We start from the raw sequence: 14,324 nt of genomic DNA, 5'->3' as shown, positions 1-14,324 counted from the left end.
CGTCCGCAGGCACGTCCGGTTGGTCGAAGAGGTCCTCGATCGCCGTTAAGTTGACGCCGCTAACATTGCTCGCTATGTTAGCGGTGCGTACATCTACGTGGATACGCGCCGTGGCGACGAGAGGAGGCCCTGTATGTCGAACGGGTCGAAGAGAAGCGGTTTGTTCTCCCCGGTGCGATTGCGCTCCGGGCAGGTCCTGTCCAACAGGATCGCCAAAGCCGCGATGGAAGAAGGCATGGCAGGCGAAGGGCAACTCCCCGATGAGCGCTCGATCTCGCTCTACCGGCGGTGGGGGGCCGGTGGCGCCGGGCTGCTGATCACGGGCAACGTGATGGTTCACGCCGAGGCGCTCACCGGCCCCGGCGGCATCGTGCTCGACCGCAACGCCCCGCTCGAGCCCTTCGCGCGCTGGGCCGCCGCGGGCAAGGCCGCCGGTGCGGCGATGTGGATGCAGATCAGCCATCCCGGGCGCCAGGTGCAAGCGAACATGCCGGGAGTGGCGTGGGGTCCGTCCGACATCGGCGTCGACCTCGGGAAGCATTCGAAGAGATTCGCGCGCCCGGTCGCCATGACGCACCGCCAGATCCTGGAGACGCGGGACCGATTCGTCACGACCGCGCTTCGCGCGGAGCTCGCCGGGTTCGACGGTGTCGAGGTGCACGCCGCCCACGGGTATCTGCTGTCGCAATTCCTGTCACCGCTGGTGAACAACCGCACCGATGAATGGGGTGGATCGCTCGAGAACCGCGCGCGACTGCTGCTCGGCATCGTGACGGGCATCCGGTCGGCGGTATCGCCCACGTTCGCCGTCGCGGTCAAGCTGAATTCGGCCGACTTCCAGCGCGGGGGATTCGACGCCGAGGACGCGCGAAAGGTGATCGCCATGCTGGCCGAGGGGGCGTCGACCTCGTCGAGGTCTCGGGTGGCAGCTACGAGAGTCCCGCGATGTCGGGTCGCCCCGCTGATGGGCGCACCGCCGCCCGCGAAGCCTACTTCCTGGAACTGGCCGCACAGCTCGCCGAGAGCAGCGCGGTCCCGCTCCTGCTGACCGGCGGGATTTCTCGCCGTGAGACCGCCGAGCAGGTGCTCGCCAACAACGTCGCCGTCATCGGCATGGCGACGGCCCTCGCGGTCACCCCCGACCTGCCGAACCGGTGGCGGGAAGGACTCGCCGCTGTCGGCGCTCTGCGGCGAGTGACATGGTCGGACAAGTCGCTGGCCTCGGCGGCCGAGATGGCGATGGTCCGCTATCAGATGCGCCGCATGGCCGCAGGCAAGGATCCCGCCCTCGGCGTGCTGCCCGCGTGGGCGCTCGCGGCCGATCAGCGAGTGCAGCGTCGCGCCTTGCGGCAGTACTCGCGGTGGTTGGCGAGCGATCGTGGGAGCAGCCGGGTGGAGTGGCCTCGACTTCCCAGCTCCGCGCAGTGAGTTCCGTGCCGTGGCTGGGAGGCTCAGCCACGGTACGGCGTCGTTTCAGCCGCAATGGCCGATGGCAGATGGTGATTCGTGCGCAGCGTGTAGTTCGCTCCACCACGCGACGATGCGGTCGACCACCGGGCCGGGCGAGCGCACCCATTTGATGTGATCGTTGCTCGCCCCGGCGGGTACCTCCGCGCGGGTGTAGTCCCAGCGTGTCGCGCTGCCTGCGGCGAAGAGCTCACGGGCGAAGGAATCGACACCGCGGCGCGGGGCGAGAGTGTCGCCCTCCAGGTAAACGATCAATGCCGCCGTGTCGATCTTGTGCTGGGCAGGGAACGGCGGTCGGCCCGTCAGCACCATCCTCGCCCATTCGCGCATCAGGGTCCGCGCCCCGGGAGCGCCGAACGCCGGCTCGGGCACGAAGCCGAACGCGGCGGTGATGGCCGGTATCAGCGCGGCGCCCGCGGCGACCGGCAACCCGAAATGGGGGTAGTGCCGGAAATGGGGGATGCAGCCGCCGACTGTCACCAGTGCGTCGGCGCCCGGGTGGTTGAGTTCGTGGCCCGCGGCGAGCTGGGCGCCCAGGCTGTGTCCGACAATGATCACCGGCCTGTCCGGGTGGTCGCGACGCGCGGCGTGGACAGCTGTCGCGATGGTGTCGATCTCATCACCGTAGGACCAGTTCTCGCCCCTTGAAGCCCGCGGCTGATCGGGTTCGAATCCTCGCCTGGGCAGGGCCCGCGCGACCCAGCCGCGCTCGGTGAACGCGGAGACGAGCGGTGTGTAGAACCGTGAGCCGATCGCCATCGCGGGGGCGATCAGTACTACCGGCGTGCTCGCGCCCGCGCTCGGATTGCTCGGCGTTGTCACCATGGGCTCCTTCGGTCGTCTGTCGGCGAGGTGAGGCACTCCGGCGATCCGGGCGCCACCGGCCGGTACCGAGACTAATGTAAGCGGTGAGAACATTTGCGGTGGGTCCGATTCCTCGTGGTGAAGGTCGCATCCCCGATCGAGTGTTGACAGTGCTTACATTCGGGGTTAGCGTCGGAATCAGCGAAGAGCCGACGGCGCCCCTACGAAAGAGAGAGCGCACCGTCGCACCGACTGCCTAGACACTTTGGAGCTGGCACGATGACCATCGACCACACCACCCGCACCACGTCGACGACCGGCGACGCGGGCCTTCCCGCGGCGGTGACTCCGGCGCTGCTGGCCCGGTTGGCAACCCGCGTCAGCGCGGGCACGGACGCGGCACGCGCGCAAACCTCCGCACCGTTCACCGGCGGCCCGCTGGCTGACTTGCCGGTGTCGACGCCCGCCGATGTCGAGGCGGCCTTCGTCCGTGCTCGGGCCGCTCAGGCCGGGTGGGCGGCGATGCCGATCGCCGAACGCAAGGCGATTCTGCTGCGCTTCCACGACCTACTGCTGAACCGGCAGGCCGAGGCGTTGGATCTGATGCAAGCCGAGAACGGGAAGGCCCGCCGCGACGCGTTCCTCGAGGTCAGCGATATCGCGATCGCGACCCGCTACTACGCGCGCAGCGCGGCGAAGATGCTCGGCCCCAAGCGTCGTCGGGGTGCTATACCCGTGCTCACCCACACCACCGAGCTACATCACCCGAAAGGTGTTGTCGCTGTCATCTCGCCGTGGAACTACCCGCTGAGTATGGGTGCGGGTGATGCGATCCCGGCCTTGCTGGCGGGCAACGCGGTCGTGCAGAAACCCGACACCCAGACCGCGCTGACCGCGTTGTGGGCCCTGGACTTGATGATCGAGGCCGGGTTGCCCAGTGGTGTGTGGCAGATGGTGATCGGCCGGGGCAGTTCCATCGGTCAGTCGCTGATGGACAACGCCGACTACATGATGTTCACCGGCTCCACCGCCAGCGGCCGCCGCATCGCCCGCGACGCCGGTGAACGCCTCATCGGGGCCTCCCTCGAGCTGGGCGGCAAGAATCCCATGATCGTCCTCGACGACGCCGACATCGCGCGAGCCGCTGATGGGGCGATCGCGGCGTGCTTCTCCTCCACCGGCCAGTTGTGTGTCTCGATCGAACGGCTCTACGTCGCCGAGTCGATCCGCGACGAGTTCGTGGCCGCCTTCGTTGAGCGTACGAAAGCGTTGAAGATCGGTGCGGCCTATGACTACAGCACCGATGTCGGCAGCCTGACCAACCGGTCCCAACTGGACACCGTCACCGCCCATGTCGACGACGCGGTCGCCAAGGGTGCGACGGTGCTGGCGGGTGGAAAGCCCCGCCCCGATCTCGGGCCGTTGTTCTACGAACCGACGATCCTGACCGATGTCACCCCGGAGATGACTCTCTACACCGAGGAGACTTTCGGCCCGGTGGTGTCGATCTATTCCGTCCGTGACGACGAGGAAGCGATCCAGCGCGCCAACGCCACGGCCTACGGTCTCAATGCCAGTGTGTGGAGCCGCAACAGCAAGCGCGGTCGTGCGGTCGCCGCCCGGGTGCGCACCGGAACGGTGAACGTGAACGACGCCTACGCCGCGGCGTGGGGCAGTGTCGACGCGCCGATGGGTGGGATGGGCGACTCGGGTCTGGGCCGTCGCCACGGCGCGGACGGCATCCTGAAGTACACCGAGGCTCAAACCGTCGCCCACCAGCGTCTGCTCGGCTTCACCGCCCCGACCGGTCTCTCGGAAAGCGTCTGGGCCGACACGCTGACCCTCGCGTTGAAGACGATGAAGCGCATCGGCACCCGCTGAGCGGCCGGATCCCGACGATGTCGCCCTGGACGCGATCGGCGTCCAGGGCGACATCTCGTGGTGCGATCCGCGTCAGCCCGCGAGTTGTGGGGCGGGGCGGGAGTTTCGGGTCAGGCCCTTGTGGTCGTAGAACCACGTGACGGCCACGCCGAAGACCGATCCGATAGCCAGCCCGAGCGTGGTCATCCACATTCCGCGTTCCAGGCCCGCCGCGGCGCTGCCGTCGAAATACATCAGGGATCGGACGGCCAGATACACCTGGCGAAGCGGTTCGAATTCGGCCAACCAGTGGATGAAGGGTGGAACGGCCTCGATCGGGATCGTGCCACCGGCCGAGGGCATGCCGAGGATCACGAACAGGATCAGATTCACCAGGATGCCGGCCGAGCCTACGGCGGCCTGGATGGACAGCGCTGTCACCCCGACGGCGGTCATCGCGAAGGTGCTGTAGAGGAACAGCGCGAACGGCTGATCGACGTGCACACCCACCGCGGCCGTCACCCCGCTCAGTGCCGCGGAGGTGAGGATCGCCGCGACCGCGATCGCCGCCCACTTGATGACGAGTGTGCGCAGCCGCGAGATCGGCGCCGACGCGGCGTGGCTGAAATACGGCCCGTACTCGGTGGGGGCGAACCCGAGCATGGAGTCGATGATCGCGTGCACCGTCATGGCCCCGGTCATGCCGCCGAGCAGGATGGTCAGCGCGTAGAAGAACGCGGTCAATCCTTGCCCGGAGCCCTCCGGGACACCGTGGTACGGCTCGATGATCGACCGGACCGGCTCGGTGAGCAGCAAGCGGGTGGTCGCGCTCAACTGCGTACCCGCGCCGAGCTGTTGCTGGACCCGGTCGGTGAGCCGCGGGCCGAGTTCGGCGTTGACCGACTCGATCATCTGGTCGGCGAACCGGGTGGAGATCGAGGTGCTGAACGGGCCCAGGCGCGGGTTGGTCTGCATGGTGATCGTCGGCTTGTCGACGTCACCCGGAACGACCGAACCGGCGCCGAGGATGCCGAGCCGCTTGCTGAAATCGCCCGGAATGATCAGCACCCCGTACACTTGCCCGTCTTTCACCAGATGCTCGGCCTCGTTGATACCGACCACCCGCAAGTCGAATTTGTCCTGCGGAGTGCCGGCAACAAGGGCGTCGAGAACCTCGGCCCCGTAATTGACGGTCTGCTGCTGTCCCGGCGGCCCGATCGTCTCGCCGACATCGCTGTTGACCACCGCGATGCTGTAGTCGTGCAGATTCTGGTCCGGTTTCGCCACGTAGGCCAGATACATCAGACCCAGCAGTGTCGTGAACACCGTCACCACGATGACCGGCATCATCCAGCGAAGGCCTAAGGAATTCGATTGTGCCACAGCCGTGGCCGCTGTGTCCTCGGGGAGGGAACGGTCGCTCATCTGAATGCTCCTGGTCCGGTAATACGGGTGCTGGACATCGGTGCGACGCATGAATTGATCCGCGTAGGGCGCGGATGCGGTAACAATGCCACCTGTCGAGCGTTTTCGGGGGTGGTGGCACGCCGTTGCCGTCGCCGGTGAGCCTGTCGGGATTCGAATCGCAACTCGATCACAGGGCTCACTGGTCATGCCGTCGAGACTGTGGTGCGAGATACCGTTGAGCCCATTGACGGACTGCGTTTCCCAAGTAATGTTAGCAGTGTGTACATTATTGTCGACATAAAGGGGAAAACATGTTCGCGGTGACGCTCGACGGCTACGGCGGTCCGGAAGTGATGAAGTGGGCCGAGGTCGACGACCTGCCCGCCCCGGGACGCGGGGAAGTGGCGATCGATGTGGTCGCGGCGGGGGTCAACCGCGCCGACATCATGCAGCGCCAGGGTTTCTACCCGCCCCCTCCGGGTGCGAGCGAAATCCTCGGGCTCGAGGTGTCCGGGGTGATCGCCGCGGTCGGACCCGACGTCGAGGGCTGGCAGCCTGGTGACGCGGTCTGTGCCCTGCTGGCCGGTGGTGGCTACGCCGAACGCGTCAATGTGGTGGCGACGCAGGTCCTTCCGGTACCCGACGGGGTCGACCTGATCACCGCTGCGGCACTGCCCGAAACCGCCGCCACGGTCTGGTCGAACATCGTCATGACCGGTGGATTGCGTTCCGGGCAGACGCTGCTGATACACGGCGGCGGCAGTGGCATCGGCACGCACGCCATCCAGGTCGGCCACGCGCTGGGCGCCCGCGTCGCCGTCACCGCTGGATCGCAGAGCAAGCTCGACCGCTGCCGCGAACTCGGTGCCGATACTCTGATCAACTACCGCGAGGACGATTTCGTGAAGGTCGTGACCGCGGAATACGGTGGGGCCGACGTGATCCTCGACATCATGGGCGCCGACTACCTGGCCCGTAACGTCGAAGCGCTCGCCGAAGGTGGCGACCTGACCATCATCGGCCTGCAGGGTGGTTCAGTGGCCGAGCTGGATCTCGGCTCGATGCTGTTCAAGCGTGCCTCGGTACACGTGACGAACCTGCGCCGCCGCCCCGCTACGGGCCCCGATTCCAAGGCCGAGATCATCGCCGCGTTACGGGAACGGCTGTGGCCGCTGATCGCCGAAGGCAAGGTCACTCCCGTTGTCTCGGCCGAGATCCCCATCGCCGATGTCGCTCAGGCGCACCCGCTGCTCGATTCCGTCGAGTCCGTGGGAAAGGTGCTGCTCATCGTCCGGCGACCCTGACGCGTCGCCGCGTGCTTACTCGCCCTTGTCCGGATCGCCGGCGGGCAGGGAGGCGGCGAGGAAGGCGTGGACGGTCGCGCTCACACGCTCGTCCAGCTCTCCCGGAACGGCGGCATCGAACTTGCCGTTCAGGTAAAGGAACGCCAGACCATGCACCAATGACCACATCGCGGTGGCCAGTGCTTCCTCGTCGGCCTGCGGGAAAGCTTGTCGCACCACTGATCGCACATAGTCGTGGATCGCGGTGGTCGCCGCTATCCGTTCGGGGCTGCTCGGATCGCACGGCTCGGCGAACATCGAGCGGAACAGGCCCGGCCGATTCAGGGCGAACCGGATGTAGGCCAACGCGATCGCGCTGAAATCCTGCGCCGTGCGTGGCTCTGCGCTCGCCGCGAGCAGGTCGGCCGCCAGGTCGCGAAATCCGACGGCGGCCACGGCGGACAGCAGGGCATCGCGATCGGCGAAATGACGGTAGGGCGCGGCGGTGGACACGCCCGCGCGGCGGGCGGCGGCGCGCAGGGACAACTCTGCGGCGCCGTTCTCCTCGAGGAGTTCGATCGCGGCGCGGACCAGCGCGGAGGGAAGGTCGCCGTGATGGTACGTGTTCGAGGTTGCCATGACACCAATCTAACAATTGTTGACACCGCTAACATCGCCGTTTACTGTTAGCCGCCGCACAATGTTAGCAGTGTCAATATCGTGTGCGGGAAAGGAGTGGTCCGATGTCGGGCGGTTTGCGATCGGACGAACTGTTCACCCCGCTGCGCTTGCGGTCAGGCCAAGTGCTGTCCAACAGAATCGCCAAGGCGGCGATGGAAGAGGGGATGGCCGGGCCCGCGCAGCTGCCCGACAGCCGTCTGACCGCCCTCTACCGACGCTGGGGCGCAGGCGGCGCCGGTCTGCTGATCACCGGCAACGTGATGGTGCACGCGCACGCGCTGACCGGTCCTGCCGGCATCGTCTTGAACGCCGACTCCCCGCTCGAGCCGTTCGCGGCATGGGCGCGCGCGGGCAAGGAGAACGGGGCCGCGATGTGGATGCAGATCAGCCACCCGGGCCGCCAAGTACGGGCGAACATGCCGGGCGTGGTGTGGGGGCCTTCCGAGATCGGCGTCGACCTGGGTCGGCGCTCCAAACGATTCGGTCAGCCCGTAGCGATGAACGCCTGGCAGATCCACACCACCATCGGCCGCTTCGCCACCACCGCCCGCAGCGCCGAACTCGCGGGATTCGACGGCGTCGAAGTACACGCGGCCCACGGATATCTGCTCTCGCAATTCCTGTCGCCGTTGGTGAACAACCGCACCGACGAGTGGGGTGGATCGCTGCAGAACAGAGCGCGTCTGCTGCTCGAGGTCGTGCACGCCATCCGCTCGGTGGTCTCCCCGCACTTCGCTGTCGCGGTGAAACTCAACTCTGCCGACTTCCAGCGCGGCGGGTTCGGACCCGCCGACGCGCAGCAGGTCATCGGAATGCTCGCCACCGCCGGAGCCGACCTGGTGGAGATCTCCGGCGGAAACTACGAGAGCCCCGCGATGTCGGGCCGTCCCGCCGACGGACGCGCCGCCGCCCGTGAAGCGTACTTTCTGGATCTGGCCGCCGACCTGGCCAAGACCAGTGTGCTGCCACTGATGCTGACCGGCGGCATCTCTCGTCGCACGACCGCACAGCGGGTGCTCGGAAGCAAGGTCGCGCTGATCGGGATGGCGACCGCGTTGGCGATCACCCCGGACCTACCGTCTCGGTGGCGGCGCGGAGCCGAGGCCTCGCGCAGCTTGAAACCGGTGACATGGACCGACAAAGCCCTCGCCTCGGCGACCGAGATGGCGATGGTCCGTTACCAGATGCGCCGCATGGCCACCGGCGCCAAACCCGCGCTCAACGTGAGCCCGACGGTGGCGCTGCTCGCCGACCAACGCGCGCAGGCCAAGGCGCTGCGCCGCTACTCACGCTGGCTGGCCGCTGTCGAACGCGACGAGGCATCGGTCACCAGCCACGGATACCCGACGCGCTGACAGCGCACGTCCTTCCCGTCGATCGCGGAGAACATCCGCACACCACCACCACCACCACCGCGTCGTCCCGGTTTCGTCCGGTCGCCCGGAGAAATGATGAGCAGAACTATGAAGCAGACCCGCGACGCCGCGGATACCGCACACACCACTCCGCACAATCATGTCGCGATCGTCGGCAGCGGTTTCGGCGGAATCGCCACCGCGGTGCGACTACGCCGCGACGGTGTTTCCGACATCGTGTTGCTCGAGCGCGCCGGCGAGGTCGGCGGTGTGTGGCGTGACAACGACTATCCCGGCGCCGCCGTGGACGTACAGAGCAGCCTCTACTCGTTCTCGTTCGCACCGAATCCGCACTGGCGCAACACTTTCGCCAAACAGCCCGAGCTGTTCGACTATCTCGTGAACGTCGCCGACACCGAGGGGTTGCGGGAGCACCTGCTCACCGATTGTGAAGTCCAGCAACTCGACTGGGACTCCACGGCGAAGCTGTGGCGGCTCGAGACCTCCCACGGACCTCGGACGGCCACCCATGTCGTCCTGGCGACCGGAGTGCTGGCCGACCCGCTGATTCCGGACCTGCCCGGGGCGGACACCTTCGGTGGTGTCAGCTTTCATTCCGCCCGCTGGGACCACGGCTTCGATGTCCGTGGCAAGCGGATCGCGGTGGTCGGAACCGGGCCTTCGGCAGTGCAATTCGTCCCGGCTATCCAGCCCGACGTCGCCCACATGACGGTGTTCCAGCGGACTCCGGCCTGGGTGACGCCCCGGCACGACCGCGAGATCCCGACGCTGCGCCGGACGTTGTATCGGCGGTTCCCGAAGTTGCAGATCCTGGAACGGTTGCGCGTGTATCTGCAGCGCGAATGGAAGGTGCTCGCTTTCCGCAACCCCGCGCTGATGGCGCTGCCCGAGCGTGAAGCGCGCCACCACCTTGCCGCCCAGGTCGGCGATCCCGAACTGCGCGCAAAGCTGTTGCCCGACTTCCGGTTCGGTTGCAAGCGAGTGTTGATCTCCGACGAGTATCTGCGATCGCTGGATCAGCCGAACGTGGAGCTCGAAACCGGGGGGATTCAGGCGATCACCGAGACCGGCGTCGTCGACATGACCGGTCGCGAGCACCCTGTCGACGCCATCATCTACGGCACCGGGTTCCGCACCTCGCGGCTGCCGCTCACCGACCGCGCCTACGTCGACGGGCGCAGCATGGCTGACGCATGGGGCAACAGCCCGACCGCCTACCTGGGCACCGCTGTCGCGGGGTTCCCCAACGTCTACCTGATGCACGGCCCGAACATCGGTCTCGGACACACCTCGGTGATCCATATGTTCGAATCGCAGGCCAACTACATCGCCGGGGCGATCGGCTATCTCGCGGACAACGAACTGGCCGCGGTGGAACCGACTGTCACCGCCCAGCAGGAGTTCGTCGCCGATGTCGAACGCCTCGGCGAGGGCACGGTGTGGACCAGCGGTGGCTGCACCAGCTGGTATCTGAACGAGGAGGGCCGAAACACCAACATCTGGCCCGGCTCCACCTTCGATTTCCGCAGGCGCACCCAGCGTTTCGATCCGACGAAGCACCTGTTGCACACCCGCACCCCCGCGGGGGCTGCCCGGTGAGCGCCGGTGCGTTGCTGGCCGGGACGCCAGGCAAACCCACCGTCGTGCTCGTGCACGGGCTCGCGAGCTCGTTCCGGGTGTGGGACGAAGTCGTGCCACGACTCGACACGTGCGCGAATATCGTTGCGGTCCAGCTCGAATCGTCCACCTCGATCGAGGCGGACGCCGACGACGTGGCCGCACTGCTGGCCTCGGAGGCGATCGTCGTCGGTCATTCCCGGGGTGGCCTGGTCGCCTCGGCGCTGGCCGAGCGGCACCCGGAGCTCGTCACCGCGCTGGTGCTGCTGTGCCCGCCGTGGTCACGCGAGAGCCGGTCGAGTGCCCGTGCACCGATCGAGCGCGCACTGGCAGTGCCCGGTCTGGGTGATCTGTTGTGGGCACTGGCGTCCGAGGACCGCCGGCGCGCCGCCCAGCAGAATGCGTTCGCCCCGCATGTGCCCGTGCCGGACCAGTTCGTCGCCGACGCGCGGGCGCGCGGGCGCGCCGATTTCGTCCGCAGCTCACGCGCGATCGACACCTATCTCGGCACCCGTTCGCTCCCGGAACGCCTCGGTGGGCTCCCGATGCCCGTCGACCTGGTCTTCGGCGAACTGGATGCCCGCGTCGCCCGCCCGATCGGGCACTTCGACGGTCTGCCACGCGCGCGGGTCACCGAACTGCCGAACGTCGGACACACCCCGCCGTGGGAGGCGCCGGAGGTGGTCGCGGATCTGATCGCGACCCACCTGTGCGGCACCGTCGAGCCGCGACCGAGTGCCGTGGAGCCCTGACGCGCGGCGTGCTGGTGGCGCGCGGGCGGCGACCCCGACCGCGAGCCGTCACGGCACCAGGCCTGACGCGACGGCGGCGAGGTCGACCGCGTCCGGATCGCCGGACGGTTCACGCGGTGGCGGGCACCGAGGTGGGGACCGGCATGTGCAGCGCGATCTGGCCTTCGGTGACAACGTCGAGCCGCACGGTTGTGATCGGTTTCAGCGAGCGCACGTCATCCGACATCCGCCCGGAGCCCAGGGTCAGCTCGAGGTTGCGCGGCAACAACGCGCTTCCGCCGGACAAGACGTTCAACTGGTTCAGCACCGAATGCCAGGCGCCCTTGGTCCAGGTGTAGGACGTCATGCTCGACACGCGCTTGCCGCTGGGCGAGCGTCGCTGACGAGGGGTCGGGGTCGACAGGGCGATATCGGTGTCACCGGCATCATCGGCGACCCGGGCCGTGGTGCGCCCGGAGTCGATCTGTACGTCTAGCTCGGTGACCCACTTGGGAAAGCCGTAGCCGTCGTGCCCACGCACCTGCGCGATATCGGTGTGGACCGGAAGCGACAACACGTAGGAGTCGATGTGGTCGTCGTCGAGGGCCGCGAGTAGATCGACAACTCCCAGCCGCCCGTGACGCGCGGGTCGCACGGCGACGCCGACCGCGGCTTCGGTGTAGAAATCGATGTCGCATACGTCGTATCGGTAGAAGATCACCGACATCAGCCCGATGCCCGGTGCCACCTCCAGCGGAGCGAACTCCTCGGGAAGCCGCGCACGGATCGCGCTCGAACGGGCGAGCATGGTCAGACGCGCATTGGACACGCGGTAATAGAAGTTGGGGGTGAAGGTGGGCCCGATCGGGGAATCCACTTTCGTTTTGGGAAGTCGACGAAAGAAGTCGACACTGCTCACCCGAGGGTCCTGAGCGACGATATCGAGATCGGTTTCCATCCGAAAACGGTCGTACAGACCGCCTTTCGGGACGTGTACCTTGTGGCCACCGAGGTCGACCTCGACCTTTTCCTCTTGGATCGTTGCCACGCCATAGCTCCCATCATTCGAAAATGTGTGGTGCTGCAGCCAGGCTATCCCGCAGATGTAAGCGGTGGCAACACGTGGGCGAATGGCACGGCGCGCGAGCATTTTTCGTCAACATGCACACGAACGGTCAGCTGTTTTCCAGGGCGAGCGCGTGCTCACCGAGTCCTGTTGGTCCGGCAGTAGAATTGTGGCGCTGCCCACCGCTATGTTTGCAGTGCTTACATTGGTGCTACTGTGAGGTCTCTTGTCAGTTGTCGGCAATCGAAAGGTTTCTCTCCAGTGCAGACGATCCTCGGAGCAAACGGACAGATCGGCACCGAGCTCGCCCATGAGCTCCATGGGCGGTACACCAAAGACATCAGGCTGGTGAGCCGCAATCCCGAACGCTTGCACGACACCGATGAACTGGTCGCGGCGGATCTCATGGACGCCGAGCAGACCGCGGCGGCGGTCGCGGGCAGTGACATCGCCTATCTGACCGTCGGTCTACCGCCGGACGCGAAGCTATGGGCGGACCAGCTCCCCGTCATGATGGAGAACACGATCGCCGCGTGCGAGGCACACGGAGCCAAGCTCGTATTCTTCGACAACACGTACATGTATCCGATGACCAGTGATCCGCAGACCGAGCAGACGCGATTCGCCCCCGTCGGAAGCAAAGCCCACACCCGGGCGAAGATGGCAACGATGCTGTTGGAGGCCATGGCCGCGGGTCGGGTCGAGGCGGTCATCTGTCGCGCGCCGGAATTCTATGGGCCGGGCAAGACGCAGAGCTTCACCAACGCGATGGTGTTCGACCCGATCGCACAGGGCAAGAAGTCGCGTGTTCCGTTGCGCGACGACACCCTGCGGACCTTGATCTGGACGCCGGATGCCAGCCGTGCCATGGCACTGATCGGCAATACGCCCTCGGCCTACGGGCAGACCTGGCATCTGCCTTGTGACGACAACCGGGTGACCTACCGCGGGCTGATCGAGCTGGCCTCCGCATCCTGGGGACGCGAGATCGACTACTCGGTCATGAAACGGCCCGTGTTCTTCGTCGCTCGGCTGTTCAACCAAGGCGTGCGTGAACTGTGGGAGTTGTTGCCGCGCTACGAAGTAGACAATCTTTTCGTCTCGGACAAGTTCAAGCGTGCTTTTCCGGATTTCCGGGTCACGACCTACGCCGAGGGCGTGGCGGCCATCAAGGCGGATTGAGTCTTCGCGGGCGCCCGATCCTCCTCCTTGGCTCGTGGGCCATTTGCACGGTGCTGCGCAAATATGCGAGGGTTGGGGCTGAAAGGACTCTCATGACAGCTGCCAACCCCGCACTCGTCGCCGAGCTCGGCCCGCGAGCGCTCGCCAATCGACAGCGCATTCTCGCCGTAGCGGGAAGGGAGCTGCTGCGCGATCCCGCCGCGAGCATGGAGGACATCGCTGTCGCAGCGGGGATGGTCCGTCGCACGTTGTACGGCCACTTTCCCACCCGGGAGGCCCTCGTCGACGGCCTGCGCGATCAAGCTTTCGACCAGGTCGGCCGTGCGCTGGACACCATCGACCTCCAACGCTCTCCGGCGCGAGCGATCGCTGACCTGACCATCGCCTTGTGGCCGGTCGGGGACGAGTTCCGGCTGCTGTTGCGCCTGGACGAGACGCAGTCATGTGTGCGGACGACCGATCGTTTGGACTCCGTCCGCAGTGTGGTCGTCACCTTGATCGAGCGAGGTCGAGCCGACGGAAGCTTCAACGACGACCTGCCGCCGTACGCCGCTGCCAACATGCTCGTCGCCATGGTCATCGCCCTGTTGAATGCCAGAAACGACGGCGAATGGGTCGGTGCGGACGCGGCTGAGGTCGCCGGGCGAACCTGTCTGATCACAATCGGTGTCGAACGCGACGCCGCTCTGGAGATCGCGCGGATGGCTGCTGCCGAATCGGCGGCCTGACCGAACATCGGCACACCGGATCGCCTTTCGGCCGATGTCCGAACAGCTCGCTGGAGCTGGATCTGCGACATGACCACCGGTGAAATCGGTGCGGTGTGAGTCCGTTCACGAACGCCTGCCCG

The 14,324-nt window shown here is 66.6% G+C and carries 11 protein-coding genes and 1 pseudogene; 8 read left to right on the top strand and 4 right to left on the bottom strand.

Annotated features, from left to right (window positions below; genetic code table 11):
* Nucleotides 1–133 precede the first annotated feature (133 nt).
* Nucleotides 134–1,428, top strand: a pseudogene (locus AB0I35_RS17480) (NADH:flavin oxidoreductase/NADH oxidase family protein).
* 45 nt (nt 1,429–1,473) lie between these two features.
* Here the strand turns inward: AB0I35_RS17480 and AB0I35_RS17475 are convergent.
* Nucleotides 1,474–2,292 carry an alpha/beta hydrolase gene (locus AB0I35_RS17475; RefSeq protein WP_357397074.1) on the bottom strand — a complete coding sequence of 273 codons (819 nt, stop codon included), beginning with the start codon at nt 2,290–2,292 and terminating at the stop codon, nt 1,474–1,476.
* Nucleotides 2,293–2,550: 258 nt separating this feature from the next.
* On the opposite strand from AB0I35_RS17475, the gene AB0I35_RS17470 reads away from it, so the two are divergent.
* Entirely contained in the window at nt 2,551–4,152 is a 1,602-nt protein-coding gene (locus AB0I35_RS17470; protein ID WP_357397073.1) for a succinic semialdehyde dehydrogenase, read from the top strand.
* Nucleotides 4,153–4,224: 72 nt separating this feature from the next.
* Here the strand turns inward: AB0I35_RS17470 and AB0I35_RS17465 are convergent, their stop codons facing one another.
* A complete protein-coding gene (locus tag AB0I35_RS17465) occupies nt 4,225–5,556 on the bottom strand; it encodes an ABC transporter permease (protein WP_357397072.1) in 1,332 nt (443 codons plus the stop codon).
* A 293-nt stretch (nt 5,557–5,849) separates the two neighbouring features.
* Here AB0I35_RS17465 and AB0I35_RS17460 point away from each other — a divergent pair, with 293 nt between their 5' ends.
* Nucleotides 5,850–6,842, top strand: coding sequence for an NAD(P)H-quinone oxidoreductase (locus tag AB0I35_RS17460; protein WP_357397071.1), 993 nt, complete (start codon nt 5,850–5,852; stop codon nt 6,840–6,842).
* Nucleotides 6,843–6,857: 15 nt separating this feature from the next.
* Here AB0I35_RS17460 and AB0I35_RS17455 read toward each other — a convergent pair whose 3' ends face one another.
* Complete coding sequence (locus AB0I35_RS17455) at nt 6,858–7,460, bottom strand: TetR/AcrR family transcriptional regulator (protein WP_357397070.1); 603 nt, start codon at nt 7,458–7,460, stop codon at nt 6,858–6,860.
* A 104-nt stretch (nt 7,461–7,564) separates the two neighbouring features.
* Between AB0I35_RS17455 and AB0I35_RS17450 the strand changes: the two genes are divergently transcribed.
* From AB0I35_RS17450 to AB0I35_RS17440, 3 genes are all read left to right on the top strand, one after another.
* On the top strand, nt 7,565–8,857 hold the full coding sequence (locus tag AB0I35_RS17450; protein ID WP_357397069.1) for an NADH:flavin oxidoreductase/NADH oxidase family protein: 1,293 nt from the start codon (nt 7,565–7,567) through the stop codon (nt 8,855–8,857).
* A 108-nt stretch (nt 8,858–8,965) separates the two neighbouring features.
* Entirely contained in the window at nt 8,966–10,477 is a 1,512-nt protein-coding gene (locus AB0I35_RS17445) for an NAD(P)/FAD-dependent oxidoreductase (protein ID WP_357397068.1), read from the top strand.
* Nucleotides 10,474–11,247, top strand: a complete 774-nt coding sequence (locus AB0I35_RS17440) for an alpha/beta hydrolase (RefSeq protein WP_357397067.1) — start codon at nt 10,474–10,476, stop codon at nt 11,245–11,247. The genes AB0I35_RS17445 and AB0I35_RS17440 overlap by 4 nt, the downstream gene beginning before the upstream one ends.
* Nucleotides 11,248–11,356: 109 nt before the next feature.
* Here the strand turns inward: AB0I35_RS17440 and AB0I35_RS17435 are convergent, their stop codons facing one another.
* Nucleotides 11,357–12,274 carry an acetoacetate decarboxylase family protein gene (locus tag AB0I35_RS17435; protein WP_357397066.1) on the bottom strand — a complete coding sequence of 306 codons (918 nt, stop codon included), beginning with the start codon at nt 12,272–12,274 and terminating at the stop codon, nt 11,357–11,359.
* 279 nt (nt 12,275–12,553) lie between these two features.
* On the opposite strand from AB0I35_RS17435, the gene AB0I35_RS17430 reads away from it, so the two are divergent.
* On the top strand, nt 12,554–13,474 hold the full coding sequence (locus AB0I35_RS17430) for an NAD-dependent epimerase/dehydratase family protein (protein WP_357397065.1): 921 nt from the start codon (nt 12,554–12,556) through the stop codon (nt 13,472–13,474).
* Nucleotides 13,475–13,566: 92 nt separating this feature from the next.
* Entirely contained in the window at nt 13,567–14,202 is a 636-nt protein-coding gene (locus tag AB0I35_RS17425) for a TetR/AcrR family transcriptional regulator (protein ID WP_357397064.1), read from the top strand.
* Nucleotides 14,203–14,324 lie beyond the last annotated feature (122 nt).

Source organism: Nocardia sp. NPDC050378, from assembly GCF_040655675.1.
In the GTDB taxonomy this organism is placed as follows: Bacteria; Actinomycetota; Actinomycetes; order Mycobacteriales; family Mycobacteriaceae; genus Nocardia; species Nocardia coubleae.
The sequence above is the reverse complement of the archived record's forward strand: the minus strand, read 5'-3'. Positions and strand labels throughout refer to the sequence as shown.